The following is an 18,782-nucleotide window of genomic DNA, read 5'->3' on the forward strand; positions in this document are numbered from 1 at the left end:
AGGCGTGCTGCGGCGCGTCAGGGCACAACGCCGTAGGGTGGGCAAAGCGGCTTGTCCGCCGTAGCTCGAAGAGCGAAGGCGGAAGCGTACCCACTACCTTCAATACAAGAAGAAAAGGTGGGCACGGCGCTCCGCGCCTTTGCCCACCCTACGAGACCTTCCGGGATCGAAAAGACTAGTCGAACAGGCTCGACACCGACTCTTCCGCCGCGGTGCGCGCGATGGCGTCCGAGATCAGGCTGGCGATCGGCAGCGTGCGGATGTTCGGAGCCTTGGTCACCGCGTCCGTCGGCAGGATCGAGTCGGTGATCACGAGCTCCTTCAGCTTCGAGCCCGCGATGCGGGCGGCCGCGCCGCCGGAGAGCACGCCGTGGGTGATGTAGGCGTAGACGTCCTTGGCCCCCTTGGCGATCAGCGCATCGGCCGCGTTCACCAGCGTGCCGCCGGAATCCACGATGTCGTCGATCAGGATGCAGGTGTAGCCGGCGACGTCGCCGATCACGTTCATGACCTCGGATTCGCCCGCCCTCTCGCGGCGCTTGTCGACGATCGCGAGCGGAGTGTTGATGCGCTTGGCAAGGCCACGTGCGCGCGCCACGCCGCCCACGTCGGGCGAGATCACCATCGTCTTGGAGAGGTCGAACTTGTCCTTGATGTCGCGCACCATCAGCGGTGCCGCGTAGAGGTTGTCGGTCGGGATGTCAAAGAAGCCCTGGATCTGGCCGGCATGCAGGTCGAGCGTCATGACGCGGTCGACGCCGGCCTGCGTGATCAGGTTGGCGACGAGCTTGGCCGAGATCGGCGTGCGCGAACCCGATTTGCGGTCCTGCCGGGCGTAGCCGAAATAGGGCAGCACCGCGGTGATGCGGCGTGCCGAGGAGCGGCGCAGCGCATCGGTGATGATCAGCAGTTCCATCAGATGGTCGTTGGCCGGGAACGAGGTCGACTGGATGACGAAGGCATCCGAGCCACGCACGTTCTCCTGGATCTCGACGAAGATCTCCATGTCGGCGAAGCGCCGTACCACCGCCTTGGTCAGCGGCAGGTCGAGGCCCTGCGCGATCGCCTGCGCGAGAGCCGGGTTTGAGTTGCCGGCGACAAGCTTGATGGAGCCGTTCTTGGCCGACATGGACGCTTCCTCCCGCGCTTTGCTGGATACGACGTTCAACATCAGAGAATACCCACTGGAAGCACGGTTACGACGGGCGAGGAAATATCAGGCCGGGGGCCGCAATGGCAACCCGGGATGCTACGTTTTCCCTCCGAAATCCTGAGTCGGGCCAACGGTTTGGCCGCAACTTGAGGCCGTGGTTTAGCGGGGGTTATCGCTCGGCATAGCCGAGCGCCGAGGCCGGCATCTCGGCCGCCGGAGCCTCCGGGATCACGCTGGCCACCGCCGGTCCCCGCAAGCTGGGAACAGTCCCCGGCGCGTCCGGCGTGCCGTTGATCATGTTGGAAAGTCCGCTGAATCCGGCCTGGGCGATCTTCCGCAGCACGAGGTCGTCGGCGGCGCCCCAGGGATCGCGGCCGCCCTTGGCGGCGGTCAGTTCCTCGCCGGAGAGGCGCAATGCGCGCTGCTGGTTGGCGTCGTAGACGTCCCAGACCCAGGCGATCACGGTCTTGCCGCGCACGATTTGGGCGGAGAGGTAACTGCGCACGCGATAGGCAGCCGTCCCCTCGCGGGAGACGACGGACAGGCTGCGCAGCTTGGATTCGCTGTCGAGCACGCCGACCATGCGGTCGAACACCTGCGGGGGCGGCCCGTCGATCGATTCGAAGGCCACCGTCGCCCCGGAGCCGGCGCTCGGCGCCATCGCATAGGAGTTGGCGGCACCGCCGCCGCCGGCGCAGCCGGCAAGCGCGGTCGCTACCGCCAGCAGCATGACCGCGAGCACGCGCGAACCCGCGCGGCCCAGGATGAATGACGCGTCCCTCATTATGGAGGGCAGCGATATCGTTAAAATCGATTAAGGTCTAGGGCAGGAATGCTACATCGGCCTTCTGGAGCGCATCGCGGCCGGGGCCGGTGGGCGACCCGGCCGCGATGTGCCTGCTCGCTCAGGCTGCCAGATGATGTCGCATCGCAGCCTGGATCCACACCCATTCCCGGTTTGGGCTGGCGTTTGGAGACTGCCCTCTCATGATGGCTACCAGTTCCCAATAGCGGTTCGCGCGAGCATCGTGCCGGACATATTTCGTGCGCATCCAGTTACGGAAGCCGGCGTCGGGCTTCTGGTTCATCAGGCGAGCCGAGATCTCCAGCCAATCCCGCGCCAGCTCATTGGCTTGCACGGATGACGGTTCAAGCCCCTGTTCGATGGCTTGCGTCGCCCTGAGCACGATGGCGTCGCTCGCTTCCTGACAGGCCTTCAAATCGATGACCTCGCGATCCCAGACATCACCGGCGTTGGCTCGCATATTGGCGATGAAGGAGGGATCGCTCAGGAGGGCTGCAAGCTCGATCCATGCGTCGCATTGCTCAGGCGTTGGCGCGTCGGGCAGTTCCGGGACGGTCGCTTCCACCATCTGGCGGACCCATTCCTGATCGATGTTGATGCCGTCGGACACTCTTTCAAAAAAGCGTTCAACCACGTTGCGTCGCTCCACGCGGGACAGTTGCGTCATGCTCCAAAATCTCCTCAGATCGGCCTCGGTGAGTTGCGGTGAACGCAACGCAGCCCGCAGCGCAGCGGCGACACGGCGCTGAGCGGCGATCTCCGCCTCCAGCGCTTCGAGCCGCAGCTTCAGAGCCTCGGCAAGCGACAGCTCCTGGCAGAGGACCTCCCGGATCGCATCCAGGCCAAGGCCGGCATCACGGAGACAGCGGATGAGCTCCAGTCGGACGAGTTCGCTATCCGTGAAGACGCGGTAGCCGCTCGCAGTTCGGTCTGCCGGCGGCAACAATCCCTCGTCCGAATAGAAGCGAAGCTTGCGGACCGAGATGCCGCAGAGCCGTGCCGCTTCGCCGATGCTGTAGGTACGTTGCTTCATTCCGCTTTTCTGCGGTTTCCAGCAGGTGGAGAGTCAAGGCCATTTTGAAACAAGAACGAAGCGACGGCCAGCTTACCCCTCGAGCGCGATCGCGTGAATGTGGCGGCCGTAATCCGGCTCCTTGCGATGCACCGAGCGGCGATAGCTGAAGAAGCGCTCGTCGGCGTAAGTATCCAGGCCAAGATCGTCGATCATCAGGATGCCGGCGGCTTCGAGCCGCTTCCGGATGAAGCCGGCGAGGTCGAACATCGCGTGTCCGGCGCGCACCGACGGGATGAAGAACACGGCGTTGTCCGCGTCCGCCTCGATGAAGCGCGCCACGAACTCGTTGCCGACCTCGTAGCTGTCCTGGCGGATCAAGGGGCCGATCGCGGCGATGATGCCGCCGCGCGTGGCGCCGAGCTTCTCCATCGCCGAGATCGTCTGTTCCAGCACGCCGGTCAGCGCGCCCTTCCAGCCGGCATGGGCGCCGCCGATCACGCGCGCGTTGGGATCGACGAACAGCACCGGCCCGCAATCGGCGGTGGAGACGCCGAGCGCAATGCCGGGTGTTTTCGTGACCAGCGCATCGCCCTTCGGCCGCGGTCCGCTCGGCCACGGCGCTTCGGCAACGAGGACATCGGGCGAATGGATCTGGTGCAGGCTGATGAAGCGCTCCGGGGCGACGCCGACATGCTCGGCCATGCGGCGGCGGTTCTCCGCGACATGCGCCGGATCGTCGTTGGAGCCGAGCCCGCCATTGAGCGCCGAATAAATCCCGCCCGAGACGCCGCCGTCGCGGGTGAAGAAGGCGTGGCGCAGGCCGGGCACGGCCGAGAGCAGCGACGAAGCAAGCGTCATGAGGCGCCTCCGGCTCGTTCGAGATCGCTGAGGCCGGCGATGCCGGTCAGCCGCGGTTCTGAGATGCCGAGCACCTTGAACATCGAGCCCATGCCGCTGCGCCCGGTATCGGTCAGGCGCTTGAGCGCCACCGAAATGTCGGTGGCGACGTCAGGCGTCGCCTTCTGCATCAGGGCGGCTGCGCGGGTCTCGATGCCGACGCGCTTGAGGAAATCGCCTTGCGTCACCGGGCCGTGCACACGGGCGCCGACATCCTCGGCCGCGCGCGCCAGCGCCTGGAAGTCGACGTGGGCGGTGACGTCGGCCTGGCCCGGCGCCTTCAGGGGATCGGTGAAGGTGTGGCGCGCGATCGCCTGGAAGGTGTCGCCGGCATCGCTGCGCAGATGGCCGTAGTCGATGATCAGCGCCGCGCCGTCCTGGTCGCGCACGCGCGTGGCGAGCTTCATGATCTCGCCGTCGGGCCGCCATTCGAACACGGCGCCGACGGGAGCGGCGCGCACCAGAGGCGGCAGCAGCACATCGAAGCGCGGCGTCGGGTCGGCCGCGGCGCCGAATTGAAGCTTGCCGTTGGGATCGATCTCGATCACGCGCTCGTGCCAGCCGTTCTCGCGCTTCACCATCTGGTGGATCGGCAGCACGTCGAAATATTCGTTGGCGAGGATGATGCTCGGGCCTTCCGGCACGTCGTCGATGCTGTCGTGCCAGGCGATGTTACGCACGCCCGCCAGCGTCGCACTCTGCCGCTCGCGCAGCACGGGATTGACCTCGACCATGTGGACCTGAAGCGCCTGGTACAGCGGCGGCAGCACGCGCAACGCGCGCAGCGCATCCGCCATCATGGTGCCGCGGCCGGGGCCGAGCTCGATCAGCCGCAGGAATTGCGGCGAGCCCATCTGCTTCCACACCGAGGCGGTCCACAGCCCCAGGAGCTCGCCGAACATCTGGCTGACCTCGGGCGCGGTGGTGAAGTCGCCTTCGCGCCCGAGCGGATCGCGCGAGACGTAATAGCCATAGCGCGGATGCATCAGGCACAGTTCCATGTACCGCCAGACCGGCATGGGCCCTGAGGATTTGATCAGCGCCCTGATCTCGTTGAGTAGCGGCTGTTCGGTCACGGTCTGTCTTCTCGAAAGGAATTAACTGATGGCCCCGGCGGGCTTCGGCGCGCCGCGCCTGATAGCCAATACAATAAGCATGAGGCCTACAATAAGCATCGGGATCGACAACAGCATGCCCATGGTTAATCCGCCCCAGAGGAAGCCGAGCTGGACGTCCGGCTCGCGAAAATGCTCGCCGGCGATGCGGGTCAGGCCATAGATCAGGATGAAGGCACCGAGGATCATGCCAGGCCGCTTCAGGGCGCCGAAACGGATCATCACCGCGAGCACGGTGAACAGCAGGATGCCCTCCATTCCGGCCTCATAGAGCTGGCTCGGATGGCGCGGCAGCTGCGTCGGATCGTTGGGGAAGATCATCGCCCAGGGCAGGCTGGGGTCGGTCGCGCGGCCCCACAATTCGCCATTGATGAAATTGGCAATGCGCCCGAGCAGCAGCCCGACCGGGGCGACTGCCGTGGTGATGTCGCCCAGCGACAGGATCGAGATGCGGTTGCGATAGGCAAACCACATCACCGCGACGACGCAGCCGAGGAAGCCGCCATGGAAGGACATGCCGCCCTCCCACAATTTGAAGATCGCGGCGGGGTGATCGATGAAGAAGGGCAGATTGTAGAACAGCACGTAGCCGGTGCGGCCGCCGAGAATGATGCCGAGCGTCACCCACAGGATGAAGTCGTCGATCTGCACCAGCGACATCGGCGCGGGGCCGCTCCACAGCCGCTCTTTCTTCAGCAGCGAGCGCGCATAGAGCCAGCCGAACACGATGCCGCAGATATAGGCCAGCGCATACCAGCGGATCGCGAACGGACCGATCTCGATCGCGATCGGCTTGAAGGCGGGAAAGTCGATGAGCAGAAAGGGCATCAGGCCTTCTAGACTTAAACGAGATTGCGGCGATAGAGCGCCAGCAGCCGCTCCCAATGCCGCTCGGCGGCGTCGCGGTCGTAGACCGGACGCTTGGGGAAGGCGAAGCCGTGATGCGTGCCGGGATAGATCTCGACCTCGGCTTTCGCGCCGCTCATGCCCTGCTTGACCTTCGCGATGACCTCGGCGGGCGCGTAGATGTCGGTCTCGGCGCAGGCGAAATAGAGCTCCGCCTTGGTCTTGCCGGCGGCGAGATGCGGGCTGTTGTCTTCGTCGGTCGCCAGATGCGTTCCGTAGATCGAGGCGGCGGCCTTGACGCGGTCGGCAAAGTGCGTGGCCGCGTTGACGGCGTAACGGCCGCTCATGCAGTAGCCGACGGTGCCGACGATTTTCGTATTTGCAGCCGCCTGGCCCTCGGCATAGGTGAGCAGGGCCCTGGTGTCCTCCATGATCATCGGAATGTTGAGCGAGGCCATGAGCTTGAACATGCGCTTGCGCTCGGGCGCGTTCGGATCGGCCGGCAGCGCGCCGAGCTCCATCACGCCGGAGCGGTAATAGAGGTTCGGCAGCATCACGTAATAGCCCGAGGTGGCGAGCCGGCGCGCCATGTCGCGCAGCTCCTCGCGGATCGCCGGCGCATCCATGTAGAACAGGATGACCGGAAACGGTCCGCCGCGTTCGGGATGGGTGATGAAGGTTGCGGTGTGGCCGTCCTTGGTGGGAATCGCGATCTGCTGATCGATCATCTCGTGCGCCTTCTGATTCTTGTTATGCAGGGACGTTGAATACGATTGCAAGGAAACCGGGGCATGACAAGGATACCGCCGACCGGCCCTTGAACCGTTTCGCCGGGATTGCCATTGTCTTTCCGCGCGTTCGCGCAAAGTTTATCTGAGGCCGCCAGGAGACCGACATGACCCAGACCAGTAACCGGTTTTTCGACGAGATCGGCCGCCTGATGAACGACGCCGCCGGTGCCGCCCAAGGCGTCAAGCGCGAGTTCGACACCGTGATGCGCACCCAGGCCGAGAAATTCCTGCGCGACATGGACCTGGTCAAGCGCGAGGAATTCGAGGCGGTCAAGGACATGGCCCGCCTCGCCCGCGAGGAGAACGAGGCCCTGAAGGCGCGGATTACAGCGCTGGAGGCGAAGCTGGGCGGGTAGGAGGAACCCTGCCGGGCGGGCCCATTCTCCTTGTCATTTCCGCGTCTTCCGGGTAAAAGCCCGCCACGTCCGCGGCCCCCGCACCCCTGGAGGCTTGCTGCGGCGTACACCATGGGCCGCCTTGCGGCCCATTAACTTTTGCAAAAACAAGGACTTAACGTTATGGCGACCGTCAAGGAATTGAAGGCGACCGCACGTCCGAAGAGCGGCAAGGGGGCCGCCCGGGCAGAGCGTCGCGCCGGGAGAGTGCCCGGAGTGATCTATGGCAACAACCAGCCCCCGGTAACGATCTCGATTGAAGATCGCGAACTGCGCCAGCGCATCCTTGCCGGCCGGTTCCTGACCACGCTGGTCGACATCGACCTCGAGGGCAAGAAGCACCGCGTGATTCCGCGCGACTACCACCTCGATCCGGTCAAGGATTTCCCGATCCACGTCGACTTCATGCGGCTCGGCGAAGGCGCCACCATCCGCATCAGCGTTCCCTTGCACGTCGTGAAGGCGGAATCGTCCCCGGGCGTGAAGCGCGGCGGCACCGTCAACATCGTCGCCCACGCGATCGAGCTCGAATGCGGCGTCGAGAGCATCCCGCAGTACATCGAGGCCGACGTCGGCACGCTTGAAATCGGTCACTCGCTCCATCTGTCGGACGTCAAGCTGCCGGCCGGCGTGAAGGCGCTGACCCGTGAGGACGCGACCCTCGTCACCATCGTGCCGCCGTCCGGCTACGCCGAAGAGCAGAAGGCCGCGGCTGCGGCTGCAGCTCCGGGCGCTGCTGCGGCTGCTCCGACGGCTGGCGCTGCGGCTCCGGCTGCGGGTGCTGCTGCTCCGGCTGCGGCTGCCAAGGCTCCCGCCGGCGGCGACAAGAAGAAGTAATCTCTCAAAGAGCTGGGCGCGCGGTCCTTGATCGCGCGCCGAGCGAGGGGCGCGCCGCGTCATGCGACTCTTTGTTGGGCTCGGCAATCCCGGCGCGAAATACGCACGTAACCGGCACAATATCGGCTTCATGGCCGTCGACGAGATCGCGCGGCGTCATGGTTTCTCGCCATGGCGCCGCAGGTTTCAGGGCGAGACCTCGGAAGGTGCGCTCGGCACTGAGCGCATCATCCTGCTCAAGCCGACCACCTACATGAATGACTCCGGCCGCAGCGTTCAGGAGGCGGCAAGCTTCTTCAAGATCGCGCCCGGCGACGTCACCGTGTTCCACGACGAGCTCGAACTGCCGCCGGGCAAGGTGCGGGTGAAGATCGGCGGCGGCATCGCCGGCCACAACGGCCTGCGCTCGATCTCCGCGCACATCGGCAACGACTATCGCCGGGTCCGGCTCGGCATCGGTCATCCCGGCGTCAAGGAACTGGTGCACGGCCACGTGCTGTCGGATTTCGCCAAGGCCGACAACGACTGGGTAGCGACGTTGTGCGAGGCGGTGGCCGAGCACGCGGCACTGGTTGCCAAGGGCACGGACGCGACCTTCGCCAACAGGGTGCATCTCGCCATGCAGGCGAAGGGCTTTTTGACCAAGGACGAGAACGGCAAGGAATAGGGCGCCGTTTTCTCCGTCAAGCCCGGCCATGACGAATACGGATAGAGGACGACCATGGGATTTAAATGCGGGATCGTCGGGTTGCCCAATGTCGGCAAGTCGACCTTGTTCAATGCGCTGACCGAGACGGCGGCGGCGCAGGCCGCGAACTATCCGTTCTGCACCATCGAGCCGAATGTCGGCGAAGTCGCCGTGCCCGATTCGCGGCTCGACAAGCTCTCGGCCATCGCCAAATCGGCGCAGATCATCCCGACCCGGCTGACCTTCGTCGACATCGCCGGCCTCGTGCGCGGCGCCTCCAAGGGTGAAGGCCTCGGCAACCAGTTCCTCGCCAACATCCGCGAGGTCGACGCCATCGCGCATGTCGTGCGCTGCTTCGAGGATTCCGACATCACGCATGTCGAGGGCAAGATTGCTCCGCTCGCCGACATCGAGACCATCGAGACCGAGCTGATGCTCGCCGACCTCGACAGCCTCGAGAAGCGCGTCGACAACCTCACGAAGAAGGCCAAGGGCAACGACAAGGACGCCAAGGAGCAGCTCGACCTCGTCAACCGCACGCTGGTGCTGCTGCGCGAGGGCAAGCCCGCCCGCCTCGTCGAGCGCAAGGCGGAGGAGGAGCGCGCCTTCGGGATGCTCGGCCTGCTGTCGTCCAAGCCCGTGCTCTACGTCTGCAACGTCGAGGAAGGCTCGGCCGCCACGGGCAATTCGTTCTCCAAGGCGGTGGAGGAGCAGGCGGCCAAGGAAGGCGCCGTTGCCGTCGTCATCTCCGCCAAGATCGAATCCGAGATCGCCACCATTTCGCGCGAGGAGCGCGCCGACTTCCTGGAGACGCTGGGGCTCGAAGAAGCCGGCCTCGATCGCCTGATCCGCGCCGGTTACACCCTGCTCGACCTCATCACCTATTTCACCGTGGGCCCGAAGGAAGCGCGCGCCTGGACCATCTATCGCGGCACCAAGGCCCCGGGCGCGGCCGGCGTGATCCACACCGACTTCGAAAAAGGCTTCATCCGCGCCGAGACGATTGCGTATGAGGACTACGTCGCGCTGAACGGCGAAGCCGGCGCCCGCGATGCCGGCAAGCTGCGTCTCGAAGGCAAGGAATACGTCGTCGCCGACGGCGACGTGATGCATTTTAGGTTTAATACGTAAGCACCAACATCGGTGCCGTAGGGTGGGCAAAGCGAAGCGTGCCCACCACCTCTCTCATATCGCGGAATGATCGTGGGCACGGCGCTTTGCGCCTTTGCCCACCCTACGGCACCTGCGCCGGCGTCACCGCGTCCCGCCGCCCTGGTCCCTTATCGCGCCGAGATGCTCGTTGATGCGGAAGACGATCAGGATCAGCTCCGCAGCGATGCGCGAGAACACGATGCCGACGACGATGCTCGCGATCGACGACAGCAGCACCAGGAAGCCGCCGAACGGGCTGATCGCCATCGTCGCGAGACCGGAGAAGATTCCGGAGAGGCCGAACAGGCAGATCAGCGCGATCACCAGCCAGTAGAAGGTCTTGATGATCGTCGGCGTGATGAAGCGGTCCCATTGAAACAGATCGCTGAATGAAAACATTGCTCCCCCCAGGACAAATCGAGCCTTCAAATCGGGCCTTGCACGTGGAGCCTGGCCCTCGGTTGATCCGACTCAAGACCAACGCCGGCGCCTCGAATGTAGCACGAGCCATGCGGGCCGGCGGGTTGAGATTGCCGCAAAGTGCGGCCACAATCTGTCATTCCCTCGAAGCTTTCCCAAGATGACCCTGACCTTCGAAGATTTCCCGCCCGGCCGGTTCGGAACATTCGGCCCGCGCCATGTCACCCGCGACGAGATTTTGGCTTTTGCAGCCGAGTTCGATCCGCAACCGATGCACCTCGATGAGGAGGCCGCGGCCAGGAGCATGCTGCGCGGCCTGTCCGGCTCGGGCTGGCATCTCTGCTCGCTGATGATGCGGATGATGGCCGATGGCTTCATCACACGCGCCGCTTCGCTCGGCTCGCCCGGCGTCGACGAGGTGCGCTGGCTGTCCCCCTTGCGGCCCGGCGACGATCTCATGCTCGACGTCGACGTGCTGGAGGCGCGCACCTCGAAGAGCCGGTCGGAGCTCGGCATCGTCAAGTTCAAATGCACGGTGCGCAACGCCAGGGGCGAAGCGCTGTGCGAGATGACCTCGCCGATCCTGATCAAGCGCCGCGAGGGAGCAGTCTGATGCCCTTCTTCGAGGAGATCGAGATCGGCCACCGCCGCGAGATCGGCGCCTATACGTTCACCGCGGAGTCCATCAAGACTTTCGCCGCAAAGTTCGATCCGCAGCGCTTCCACCTCGACGAGGAGGAAGGCAAGAACTCGCTGTTCGGCGGCCTTGCGGCCTCGGGCTGGCATGTCGGCTCGGCCTGCATGAGCCTGCTTGTCGCCGACGGCCAGCGTCTGGCGCGTGAGGCCGCTTCGCGCGGCGAGGAGGTCGCGGTGTGGGGGCCGTCGCCGGGCTTTCGCGACCTGCGCTGGATCAGGCCGGTGCTCGCCGGCGACACCGTCGCCTACGCCAACGAAGTCATCGACAAGCGCAGCTCCGCCTCGCGCCCCGGCTGGGGCATTCTGACGGCCCGCACCACCGGCACCAACCAGCGCGGCGAGGAGGTCTATTCCATCACCGCCAGCGCCTTCGTGCCGATGCGGAAAAGCGGTTAGACCTGTTCCAAGATGAACGGTCCAAATGTGTGCGCGAGTGTTGCCTCCGCGCTATGGACGCGATTCCGGGCGGCTGCCATAAGCCTGCTCAACGTGATGACCCGCGAAGCAGTTGGCGGAACCATCGAGTTGCTAACCAATTATGAACCTGTCGCTGTCTAATTGAAACGAATTGGGCAGAGAACAGGGGACGAGGACCATGGCAGACCGCGGCGCACTCAAGCTGGTGGGATTTATCTTTGCGACCGCGACGCTGGCAGTGATGCTGGTCGCCGGCATGGTGGTGAAGGGCTACGCCGATGGCGCCTACACCCTGGAAGCCTCGGCGATCGACGCGAGCCGTTAAGGGCTTGTTAACTCTTCGGGGCCGGACGCCCGGCCTCCGCCGTCAGCGGCTATAGACGAACGCCAGCACCGCGATCGCCACCGCCAGCAATCCGACGAAGCGCAGCATGATCGTGCCGAACTGGTTCGGCGCGGGCCGCAGCGGGATAGGGTCCGTATTGTCGGGCCGAATGCTTTCCATCTGAAATGTCCCCAGGCCCGGCCTCAAGGCTGCGGGCGCTTGGCATTGGTCGGCGCTGGGGCGCGGAGGGTTCAAAGGGGATGTTGTCGCCCGCGCGGCGCTCACCAAACCCCCGTTGTCATGCCCCGCCTAGTGCGCAATTGCGCACGGGGGGCGGGGCATCCAGTACGCCGCGGCTTCTCGGCTCAATCACGGTCGTCTCTGGAATACCGGATCGACCGCTTTCGCGGGCGATGACACCTGTACAGGAGAGACGGAGTACCGCTTCACGCCCACGAATCAAAACCGCCGCGCCCCTTGCGGAACGCGGCGGCCGGTAGATGCGAGACGTGAGTGATCAGCTGTTGCGCAGGCCGTCGGCGGCGCGCTTCCACTGCGCGACGTTGTCGGCGATCATGCGGGTCGACTTCATCGCGGCTTGGCTGAGCTGGGCATAGCCGGAGATCTCGCGCTGGACGCGCTGGCCTTCGGCATGGAGCAGGTCGCGCAGGCTCTCGAGTTCGGAGATCAGGTTCTCGATCTCGGCGAGCGAGGTGCCGGCGACGCGCTGGATCAGCGAGTTGACGTTGGTGACGGTGGCCTCCGCGCTCGGATCGAGCGGCGGCGTGTCGGTGGTTCCCGATGCCGGCCGGCGCAGATAGGCGATATCGTTGCGAACGAAGTCGCGGATGCCGGCTTCGACTTCCGTCACTGCGGCGAGGTTGGTGTCGACCGTCTCGGTCTCGGTGGATTCGGTCTTTTCCGGACGCATGGCGTTCATCGTTATTCCCCTGTTCGCGTTGAGCGCAGCGCGAGGGTCCCCCGCACGACGAGTTCGGTCACCCGACTAGGGCGCCGGATTTTGACCGCAACTTGGCCGAGATACGGCAAGGGCGGACGATTCGGGGGCTTTGCCGTGGCGTATGGTTACGAGAGTCTGAATGGCTGGGGATAACGAAGTTCCATCCGTCTCATGGTTCGAGACGCGCGTTCCGAGTTCCTCAGGATGAGGGGAGAGAGTGGAGGGCTTAAACTACCAGCTCTTCTTGAAGCCCGCCGTCAGGCTCTTGTTGATCGCGCCCTGCGAAGTCTCGCCGACCGAGCCGGAGACGGTCACGTTGTCGAACAGCTTTTGCTCGGCGCCGACCTTGCGCAGCCATTTGTCGTCGGTGGTCGAAAGCGACTGGCCGGCGGTGATGCTGGTGCCGGTGTCGGTGAGGGTGACCTTGGCGGTCTGATCGGTCTCGTAGTTGCGCGTGACGTGCCCGCCGATGCCGGGCACCGCGGTGGTGCCCTGCTGGTTGACGCTGTAGCCGTTCTGGAGCGTCAGCGACGTGTCGCTCGAGAGCGGCACCGACTTGGTCAGCGACGCTCCGATCTTGCTCTGCTCGGCGCCGGGATCGACGCGGGCTTCCACCGCGGTCTTGTCCCAGATCGAGCCGGCGCCCGGCGCGGTCGCCGCCGCCCAGGCGCTGCCGGAGGATTGCGGCAGGCTGCCGCCATTGGTGGCTTTCTGCCCCAGCAGCTCGGACATCGTCCGCGGCTCGCTCGTCACCGTCATGTCGGCGCCGACCCGCGTATCCCAGAACTCAAAGACTGACTGTTTCACCGCCACCGCGGAGGAGCCGTTGGCATTCGCGTTCGACGACCAGTTCAGGCCGTCCTTGGCGGCGGCCTGGGCGCGCTTCTTGGCGGCCATGACGTCGTTGCCGGTGCCGGCATCGACCGCGAGCTGGCTCCAGTCGAGCTTGTCGACGTCGATGCCCTTGAGCACGTCGGGATCGTTGACGTCAGGCGTCGCCTCGGCGGTCTCTGCCGCCTCGGCCTCATCGTCGGGCACTGCTGCGGGTGGGGAGAAGGGCGGAATGATCTGCGCCGAGACCGTCAGAACCGAGCCCAAAATGAACGCGGCCGCCAGCACCGGCAGCCTGGTCCAGCCAAAACCTGTCGAGAATTCCATCGTCCTGCCCGCGAGCCCAGCGCATGCTTGCCGCCACTATAATGCGGCCTTCGGTGATGACCATGCGCCATTCGGTCCGCTCAACACATGGTGATCTATCGTTGCGGAATTGTGGCGGCTCGCCTCGGCCAGAGCATGATCCGGACCGGAAGCGCCGCGCCAGCGCAAAGTGTGCAGCGGTTTTCCCTCGCGACAAACGCGGAACGCGTTGGCGCGGAGATCATGCTCAAACCACTGGAATGGCGAACCAACGGGCCGCGCGAAAGGCGCGCGCCCGATGACGAGCTTCGCCACGACGGCATCCGGCGGGGCTGGAGGCCAGGACGCGGGTCGGGCGAGCATCAATCATCGGTCCCGGCAAGCGGGGCCCGTTGGCGTCCCCCTCAGCCGGCCCGGGTCATCTTCGGCAGATGAATGGCGCGGCCGAGTGCCTGTTCAACCAGATCGAAGGTGTCGACCAGCACGCGCATGCTGATCAGCTTGCCCGCCCTGAACTGGGCGAACTGCGCGACCCGCAAGCTGATCGGCTTGTCGGAGTCGAGCGCAGTCAGCGAATAGCGCAGCATCGAGGCCGCGGAATCCACGCCGAGCATGATGCTCTCGCGGTCGAAGCGGCGGACGCGGAAATTGTCGGCGAGCTGGCCGATGACGTCGAGCACGGCGTCCCGGCCCTGGCGCGCGCCGAGGAACGGAAACATGTCGATCGGACCGTAGATCGCCCACTCGACGTCCTCGTCGATCAGGGACTCGATGTCACTGAAATCCCGGTCGTTCACCGCGCGGTGCAACGCGCGCGAGAAACGCCAGAGGCTGTGCTCTGTCATTTGGGGGCGTCCTGAAGCTGGCTTGCAGAAAAAACGGAAAACAGCCCCATGCACAGAAAAGGTGCCGGGGACCCGCTAACTCATTCGTATACAAATAAAATAGGTCATTTCGGCCAAAACGCAATTCACGTTTTCGCAATGCACAATTGATGCGGCTTTGTGAGATTTGCAACAGAACCCCGTAATCTCCCGGTCGATGCTTCACCTCTGCCCATGAGATCGGGGCGAGGGAGAAGGGTCATCCCCCGTCGGCCCGCGCGCCTATGATCAGCGGCCCGATCTCCCGCTCCAGCACCTGCTGCACCAGATCGTAGGAATCGATGATCTCGCGGATCTGCGCCACCAGTCCGCCGCGGAAGCTGTAGAACACCGCCATGTCGAACTGCACGACGCGATCGTTGCTGCGCTTCTTGAAGTAGGCGTGCATGTAGGTCGCGACCTCGTCGCCCTCGGCGAGGATGTGCGGCGCCTTGTAGCGGATTTCGGAATAGCGCGACCACACCGTCTGCCACAGCTCGCGCAGCTCCTGCTTGCCGTGACGCGGCACCATGTGCGGCAGCACGTCGATCGGCGCGTGGGTGAGAAAGTCGACGTCGTCGGTGCAGCACGCCAGCGCGGCCTCGATATCGCCGCGCGCAAAACTGTCCAGCAGATGCAGCACGCGTTGCCTGTTCAGCGATCCAACCGTCATGCCGCTCCCGCCCTCGTGGGGTGTCGATTGCAAACACCAATGCGCGCTCTGCGGGTCCATCAGTCCGCAAAAACAAAGGTGTCCGGATCATATGACGCGCCGGCACAAGGCCGGGTTCATGAACTGCAATTACCGATTGCATTTGTGTCCGCCTGCACGAATTCAAGTAGATTTTCCTGACCCGTGATGACGCCGCATGCAAACCGCTGGGCGCGTCCCGCCATGCACGGCGCACGGGAACCCGCGCCCGTCGGTGCTCGTTGAGACACCGAAACCGATTCGGAGACATCGATCATGAAATCCCCGCTTCTCGCCGTCGCCGCGGTACTTCTGATGCTGGGCGCGACCTCCGCCGCCGACGCCAAGGGCTGCATCAAGGGCGCCATCGTCGGCGGCGTCGCCGGCCACTATGCCGGCCATCACGGCGTGCTGGGCGCCGCCGCCGGCTGCCTCTACGGCAGGCATCACGCCAAGGAGCAGGAAAAGCAGCAGCAACAGCAGGGTCAGGTGAGCGGGCAGGGGAAGCTGTAGGCGCGAACGGCACTACATACCCCTACGTCATTCCGGGGCGCGCGAAGCACGAGCCCGGAATCCAAAACCACGACAAGTGCGGACGATACTCCGTCGTCTACCTCTTCTTCCACCCACCCCGTCGCCCCGGCTGCCCGCCCGTCGACTTCGGCGCGGGCCCGAACTCCGGTCCCGACTGCCGTGAGTCCGTCGGCTGGATGATCCGGCTCGTGCTGCCGAACGGTTTTGACGGCAGGCTCGGGTTTTCGCGGTAGGGCAACGACTCCGGCCCGTGCATCTCGTCGAGATGCGGCTTGTGCACCTTCGAGCCGCTGCCGCCGCCGCTGGCTTTCAGCGCGGAGCTCACGGTTTTCTTCTTCATGGCGCTGACGGGCAAATTCGCGGCGTCGCCGTACTTCTTGGTGCCGGCGTAGGCGCCGGCCTTGACTTGCACGGTGCGTTGCTTGGCGGTGGGGTCGTCGACCACCGCGAGCTCCGTGGCGCGCAGGCGCTTGACTTCGTCGCGGAGGCGGGCGGCTTCCTCGAAGTTCAGATCGGCGGCGGCCTCGCGCATACGGGTTTCGAGATCGGCGAGCACGGCTTCGAAATTGTGACCGATCGAAATGACGTCGTCGGTCATGTCGTGGCCGCCGACCTCGACCAGCACGTGGTCGCGCTCGTAGACGGAGTTGAGGATGTCGCCGATCTGCTTCTTCACACTCTCCGGCGTGATGCCGTTGGCGGTGTTGTACTCGACCTGCTTTTCGCGGCGCCGGTTGGTTTCCGCGATGGCGCGCTCCATCGAGCCCGTCATCTGGTCGGCGTAGAGGATCACCTGGCCGTCGACGTTGCGCGCGGCACGGCCGATGGTCTGAATCAAGGACGTTTCACTGCGCAAAAAACCTTCCTTGTCGGCGTCCAGAATCGCGACCAGCGCGCATTCGGGAATGTCGAGGCCTTCGCGCAAGAGGTTGATGCCGACCAGCGCGTCGAACGCGCCGAGGCGGAGATCCCGGATGATCTCGATGCGCTCGATGGTGTCGATATCGGAGTGCATGTAGCGGACGCGAATCCCCTGCTCATGCAGATATTCGGTGAGGTCCTCCGCCATGCGCTTGGTGAGCACGGTGATCAGCGAGCGGTAGCCGGCCTGGGCGGTGGCACGGACCTCGCCGACGAGATCGTCGACCTGGGTGCGGGCGGGGCGGATGTTGACGGGAGGATCAATGAGCCCCGTCGGTCTGATCACCTGTTCGACGAACACGCCACCGCTCTCGTTCAGCTCCCAGCCGCCCGGCGTTGCCGACACCGCAACCGTCTGCGGCCGCATCATGTCCCACTCCTCGAAGCGGAGCGGGCGGTTGTCCATGCAGGAGGGCAAACGGAAGCCGTATTCGGCCAGCGTCGCCTTGCGGCGGAAGTCGCCGCGGAACATGCCGCCGATCTGCGGCACGGTGACGTGGCTCTCGTCGGCGAACACCAGCGCGTTGTCGGGGACGTATTCGAACAGCGTCGGCGGCGGCTCGCCGGGCAGGCGCCCGGTGAGATAGCGCGAATAGTTCTCGATGCCGGCGCAGCTTCCCGTCGCCTCCATCATCTCGAGATCGAAGGTGGTGCGCTGCTCCAGCCGCTGCGCTTCCAGAAGACGGCCCTGGTCGTGCAGTTGGTCGAGCCGCTGCTTCAGCTCCGATTTGATCGACTTGATCGCCTGCACCAGCGTCGGGCGCGGCGTCACGTAGTGCGAGTTGGCATACATCTTGATGAATTCGAGCTCATCCTGCTTGTGGCCGGTGAGCGGATCGAACTCCTCGATGGTCTCGATGGTGTCGCCGAACAGGTTCACGCGCCAGGCCCGGTCCTCATAGTGCGCCGGGAAGATGTCGATGACGTCGCCGCGCACGCGAAACGTGCCGCGGGTAAAATCGGCCTGGGTGCGCTTGTACTGGAGGGCGACGAGGTCGGCGATGAGCTGGCGCTGGTCGATGCGCTCGCCCTTTTTCAGCGCGAAGGTCATCGCGGTGTAGGTCTCGACCGAGCCGATACCGTAGATGCAGGACACCGACGCCACGATGATGACGTCGTCGCGTTCGAGCAGCGCGCGCGTCGCCGAGTGGCGCATGCGGTCGATCTGCTCGTTGATCGAAGAATCCTTTTCGATGTAGGTGTCGGTGCGTGGAACGTAGGCTTCCGGCTGGTAGTAGTCGTAATAGCTGACGAAATACTCGACCGCGTTGTCGGGGAAAAAGCTCTTGAACTCGCCATAGAGCTGGGCGGCGAGCGTCTTGTTCGGCGCCAGGATGATGGCGGGCCGCTGCGTCGCCTCGATCACCTTGGCCATGGTGTAGGTCTTGCCGCTTCCGGTGACGCCGAGCAGCACTTGGCTGCGGTCGTTACGCTGGATGCCTTCGACGAGTTCGGCGATCGCGGTCGGCTGGTCGCCGCGCGGCTGGTAGGGCGATTTGATCTCGAAGCGCACGCCGCCTTCGGACTTCTCCGGGCGCGGCGGCCGGTGCGGGGTCCACACCTTGGTGGAGCCGTCGTCCTTGCGGAATTCCGGCCGGCCCTCGCGGATCAGCGATTCCAGCGCGTCCGCGGTGGCCTTGACGCCGAGCGCCTCCATCTTGGTGCGCGGTGGCCGCGCCAGCGCCTCGGCATCGTCCTCTTCGGTGGGAAGTCCGAGCTGCCGCGCCAGTTCCGGGTCGAGCGTCGGGATCGTGGCGGCGGTGCCGTAATTGGCCTGCGGCGCCTCGTCGAAACCGCCGCTCTCCGAAGCGCGCGCCCCGGGCGGCTGCGGATTGGGACGAAGCGGCATCGGTCGCGTCGTATCCTGCGGAAACTCCTTCGGCGTCGAGGCGCGTGCGCGATGGGCGGCAGCCTCGCCCCCGGCGCGGCGGTCGCGCGAATTGTCCGGCGGCGGCTGCAGCCCGGTGCCTGATCCCAGTCCGGCATCGCCGCGATTGATCGCGGGATTGAGCAACTCGGCCAGCGCCGGCCCGATCGGCTGCACGTCAGGGCGGTGCGCCTTGGAGTTCGGGGCTTTGGATTTGGGGGATTTCGGGGGAGCAGGTTTCTTCGCCATGCCCCGA

At 65.1% G+C, this 18,782-nt stretch carries 23 protein-coding genes; 8 read left to right on the forward strand and 15 right to left on the reverse strand.

Annotation, left to right across the window (positions count from 1 at the left end; genetic code table 11):
• Positions 1–175: 175 nt before the first annotated feature.
• The 7 genes from BJ6T_RS09025 to BJ6T_RS09055 all read right to left on the reverse strand — a co-directional run bounded on the left by BJ6T_RS09025 (position 176) and on the right by BJ6T_RS09055 (position 6,559).
• Positions 176–1,129 carry a ribose-phosphate pyrophosphokinase gene (locus BJ6T_RS09025; RefSeq protein ID WP_014492003.1) on the reverse strand — a complete coding sequence of 318 codons (954 nt, stop codon included), beginning with the start codon at positions 1,127–1,129 and terminating at the stop codon, positions 176–178.
• A 193-nt stretch (positions 1,130–1,322) separates the two neighbouring features.
• Positions 1,323–1,937, reverse strand: coding sequence for a hypothetical protein (locus tag BJ6T_RS09030; protein WP_014492004.1), 615 nt, complete (start codon positions 1,935–1,937; stop codon positions 1,323–1,325).
• 121 nt (positions 1,938–2,058) lie between these two features.
• Complete coding sequence (locus BJ6T_RS09035; protein ID WP_014492005.1) at positions 2,059–2,991, reverse strand: MerR family transcriptional regulator; 933 nt, start codon at positions 2,989–2,991, stop codon at positions 2,059–2,061.
• A 72-nt stretch (positions 2,992–3,063) separates the two neighbouring features.
• Positions 3,064–3,831, reverse strand: a complete 768-nt coding sequence (pgeF, locus tag BJ6T_RS09040) for a peptidoglycan editing factor PgeF (RefSeq protein WP_014492006.1) — start codon at positions 3,829–3,831, stop codon at positions 3,064–3,066.
• Entirely contained in the window at positions 3,828–4,946 is a 1,119-nt protein-coding gene (locus tag BJ6T_RS09045) for a class I SAM-dependent methyltransferase (protein WP_014492007.1), read from the reverse strand. Before BJ6T_RS09045 ends, pgeF begins: the two co-directional genes overlap by 4 nt.
• A gap of 21 nt (positions 4,947–4,967) precedes the next feature.
• Positions 4,968–5,813, reverse strand: coding sequence for a prolipoprotein diacylglyceryl transferase (lgt, locus tag BJ6T_RS09050; RefSeq protein WP_014492008.1), 846 nt, complete (start codon positions 5,811–5,813; stop codon positions 4,968–4,970).
• 14 nt (positions 5,814–5,827) lie between these two features.
• Positions 5,828–6,559 carry a dienelactone hydrolase family protein gene (locus BJ6T_RS09055; RefSeq protein WP_014492009.1) on the reverse strand — a complete coding sequence of 244 codons (732 nt, stop codon included), beginning with the start codon at positions 6,557–6,559 and terminating at the stop codon, positions 5,828–5,830.
• A 167-nt stretch (positions 6,560–6,726) separates the two neighbouring features.
• Here BJ6T_RS09055 and BJ6T_RS09060 point away from each other — a divergent pair, with 167 nt between their 5' ends.
• From BJ6T_RS09060 to ychF, 4 genes are all read left to right on the forward strand, one after another.
• Positions 6,727–6,978: an accessory factor UbiK family protein gene (locus BJ6T_RS09060; RefSeq protein WP_014492010.1), complete on the forward strand. Its 252-nt coding sequence runs from the start codon at positions 6,727–6,729 to the stop codon at positions 6,976–6,978.
• Between the two features lie 162 nt (positions 6,979–7,140).
• Entirely contained in the window at positions 7,141–7,854 is a 714-nt protein-coding gene (locus BJ6T_RS09065) for a 50S ribosomal protein L25/general stress protein Ctc (protein WP_014492011.1), read from the forward strand.
• Between the two features lie 61 nt (positions 7,855–7,915).
• Entirely contained in the window at positions 7,916–8,521 is a 606-nt protein-coding gene (gene pth / locus BJ6T_RS09070; RefSeq protein ID WP_014492012.1) for an aminoacyl-tRNA hydrolase, read from the forward strand.
• 54 nt (positions 8,522–8,575) lie between these two features.
• Positions 8,576–9,673 carry a redox-regulated ATPase YchF gene (gene ychF / locus BJ6T_RS09075; protein ID WP_014492013.1) on the forward strand — a complete coding sequence of 366 codons (1,098 nt, stop codon included), beginning with the start codon at positions 8,576–8,578 and terminating at the stop codon, positions 9,671–9,673.
• A 123-nt stretch (positions 9,674–9,796) separates the two neighbouring features.
• Here the strand turns inward: ychF and BJ6T_RS09080 are convergent, their stop codons facing one another.
• Entirely contained in the window at positions 9,797–10,093 is a 297-nt protein-coding gene (locus tag BJ6T_RS09080) for a DUF4282 domain-containing protein (RefSeq protein WP_014492014.1), read from the reverse strand.
• Between the two features lie 181 nt (positions 10,094–10,274).
• Here BJ6T_RS09080 and BJ6T_RS09085 point away from each other — a divergent pair, with 181 nt between their 5' ends.
• From BJ6T_RS09085 to BJ6T_RS47020, 3 genes are all read left to right on the forward strand, one after another.
• Positions 10,275–10,727 (forward strand): MaoC family dehydratase, encoded by a 453-nt coding sequence (locus BJ6T_RS09085; protein ID WP_014492015.1) that lies wholly within the window; start codon positions 10,275–10,277, stop codon positions 10,725–10,727.
• Complete coding sequence (locus tag BJ6T_RS09090; RefSeq protein WP_014492016.1) at positions 10,727–11,206, forward strand: MaoC family dehydratase; 480 nt, start codon at positions 10,727–10,729, stop codon at positions 11,204–11,206. Before BJ6T_RS09085 ends, BJ6T_RS09090 begins: the two co-directional genes overlap by 1 nt.
• Before the next feature lie 199 nt (positions 11,207–11,405).
• Positions 11,406–11,552, forward strand: a complete 147-nt coding sequence (locus tag BJ6T_RS47020; RefSeq protein WP_014492017.1) for a hypothetical protein — start codon at positions 11,406–11,408, stop codon at positions 11,550–11,552.
• Positions 11,553–11,594: 42 nt separating this feature from the next.
• On the opposite strand, the gene BJ6T_RS47025 is transcribed toward BJ6T_RS47020, so the two are convergent.
• From BJ6T_RS47025 to BJ6T_RS09115, 6 genes are all read right to left on the reverse strand, one after another.
• Positions 11,595–11,732 (reverse strand): hypothetical protein, encoded by a 138-nt coding sequence (locus BJ6T_RS47025; RefSeq protein ID WP_014492018.1) that lies wholly within the window; start codon positions 11,730–11,732, stop codon positions 11,595–11,597.
• Between the two features lie 337 nt (positions 11,733–12,069).
• Positions 12,070–12,492: a hypothetical protein gene (locus tag BJ6T_RS09100; RefSeq protein WP_014492019.1), complete on the reverse strand. Its 423-nt coding sequence runs from the start codon at positions 12,490–12,492 to the stop codon at positions 12,070–12,072.
• A 252-nt stretch (positions 12,493–12,744) separates the two neighbouring features.
• Positions 12,745–13,671: a hypothetical protein gene (locus BJ6T_RS09105; protein WP_014492020.1), complete on the reverse strand. Its 927-nt coding sequence runs from the start codon at positions 13,669–13,671 to the stop codon at positions 12,745–12,747.
• Positions 13,672–13,707: 36 nt separating this feature from the next.
• Positions 13,708–13,965, reverse strand: coding sequence for a hypothetical protein (locus BJ6T_RS45335; protein ID WP_141379244.1), 258 nt, complete (start codon positions 13,963–13,965; stop codon positions 13,708–13,710).
• An 89-nt stretch (positions 13,966–14,054) separates the two neighbouring features.
• Positions 14,055–14,495 (reverse strand): nuclear transport factor 2 family protein, encoded by a 441-nt coding sequence (locus BJ6T_RS09110; protein ID WP_014492021.1) that lies wholly within the window; start codon positions 14,493–14,495, stop codon positions 14,055–14,057.
• A gap of 238 nt (positions 14,496–14,733) precedes the next feature.
• Positions 14,734–15,186, reverse strand: a complete 453-nt coding sequence (locus BJ6T_RS09115) for a nuclear transport factor 2 family protein (RefSeq protein WP_014492022.1) — start codon at positions 15,184–15,186, stop codon at positions 14,734–14,736.
• Positions 15,187–15,480: 294 nt separating this feature from the next.
• On the opposite strand from BJ6T_RS09115, the gene BJ6T_RS09120 reads away from it, so the two are divergent.
• On the forward strand, positions 15,481–15,717 hold the full coding sequence (locus BJ6T_RS09120) for a hypothetical protein (protein ID WP_014492023.1): 237 nt from the start codon (positions 15,481–15,483) through the stop codon (positions 15,715–15,717).
• A gap of 97 nt (positions 15,718–15,814) precedes the next feature.
• Here BJ6T_RS09120 and uvrB read toward each other — a convergent pair whose 3' ends face one another.
• Positions 15,815–18,775: an excinuclease ABC subunit UvrB gene (gene uvrB / locus BJ6T_RS09125; protein ID WP_080593835.1), complete on the reverse strand. Its 2,961-nt coding sequence runs from the start codon at positions 18,773–18,775 to the stop codon at positions 15,815–15,817.
• Positions 18,776–18,782: the final 7 nt, after the last annotated feature.

The organism is Bradyrhizobium japonicum USDA 6 (genome assembly GCF_000284375.1).
GTDB classification, from domain to species: Bacteria; Pseudomonadota; Alphaproteobacteria; order Rhizobiales; family Xanthobacteraceae; genus Bradyrhizobium; species Bradyrhizobium japonicum.

Bases quoted from the DNA above. Each gene is read 5' to 3' on its own strand.
- BJ6T_RS09025 (WP_014492003.1), bottom strand. From the start codon at position 1,129: ATGTCGGCCAAGAACGGCTCCATCAAGCTTGTCGCCGGCAACTCAAAC.
- BJ6T_RS09030 (WP_014492004.1), bottom strand. From the start codon at position 1,937: ATGAGGGACGCGTCATTCATCCTGGGCCGCGCGGGTTCGCGCGTGCTC.
- BJ6T_RS09035 (WP_014492005.1), bottom strand. From the start codon at position 2,991: ATGAAGCAACGTACCTACAGCATCGGCGAAGCGGCACGGCTCTGCGGC.
- pgeF (WP_014492006.1), bottom strand. From the start codon at position 3,831: ATGACGCTTGCTTCGTCGCTGCTCTCGGCCGTGCCCGGCCTGCGCCAC.
- lgt (WP_014492008.1), bottom strand. From the start codon at position 5,813: ATGCCCTTTCTGCTCATCGACTTTCCCGCCTTCAAGCCGATCGCGATC.
- BJ6T_RS09055 (WP_014492009.1), bottom strand. From the start codon at position 6,559: ATGATCGATCAGCAGATCGCGATTCCCACCAAGGACGGCCACACCGCA.
- BJ6T_RS09060 (WP_014492010.1), top strand. From the start codon at position 6,727: ATGACCCAGACCAGTAACCGGTTTTTCGACGAGATCGGCCGCCTGATG.
- BJ6T_RS09065 (WP_014492011.1), top strand. From the start codon at position 7,141: ATGGCGACCGTCAAGGAATTGAAGGCGACCGCACGTCCGAAGAGCGGC.
- pth (WP_014492012.1), top strand. From the start codon at position 7,916: ATGCGACTCTTTGTTGGGCTCGGCAATCCCGGCGCGAAATACGCACGT.
- ychF (WP_014492013.1), top strand. From the start codon at position 8,576: ATGGGATTTAAATGCGGGATCGTCGGGTTGCCCAATGTCGGCAAGTCG.
- BJ6T_RS09080 (WP_014492014.1), bottom strand. From the start codon at position 10,093: ATGTTTTCATTCAGCGATCTGTTTCAATGGGACCGCTTCATCACGCCG.
- BJ6T_RS09085 (WP_014492015.1), top strand. From the start codon at position 10,275: ATGACCCTGACCTTCGAAGATTTCCCGCCCGGCCGGTTCGGAACATTC.
- BJ6T_RS09090 (WP_014492016.1), top strand. From the start codon at position 10,727: ATGCCCTTCTTCGAGGAGATCGAGATCGGCCACCGCCGCGAGATCGGC.
- BJ6T_RS47020 (WP_014492017.1), top strand. From the start codon at position 11,406: ATGGCAGACCGCGGCGCACTCAAGCTGGTGGGATTTATCTTTGCGACC.
- BJ6T_RS47025 (WP_014492018.1), bottom strand. From the start codon at position 11,732: ATGGAAAGCATTCGGCCCGACAATACGGACCCTATCCCGCTGCGGCCC.
- BJ6T_RS09100 (WP_014492019.1), bottom strand. From the start codon at position 12,492: ATGAACGCCATGCGTCCGGAAAAGACCGAATCCACCGAGACCGAGACG.
- BJ6T_RS09105 (WP_014492020.1), bottom strand. From the start codon at position 13,671: ATGGAATTCTCGACAGGTTTTGGCTGGACCAGGCTGCCGGTGCTGGCG.
- BJ6T_RS09110 (WP_014492021.1), bottom strand. From the start codon at position 14,495: ATGACAGAGCACAGCCTCTGGCGTTTCTCGCGCGCGTTGCACCGCGCG.
- BJ6T_RS09115 (WP_014492022.1), bottom strand. From the start codon at position 15,186: ATGACGGTTGGATCGCTGAACAGGCAACGCGTGCTGCATCTGCTGGAC.
- BJ6T_RS09120 (WP_014492023.1), top strand. From the start codon at position 15,481: ATGAAATCCCCGCTTCTCGCCGTCGCCGCGGTACTTCTGATGCTGGGC.
- uvrB (WP_080593835.1), bottom strand. From the start codon at position 18,775: ATGGCGAAGAAACCTGCTCCCCCGAAATCCCCCAAATCCAAAGCCCCG.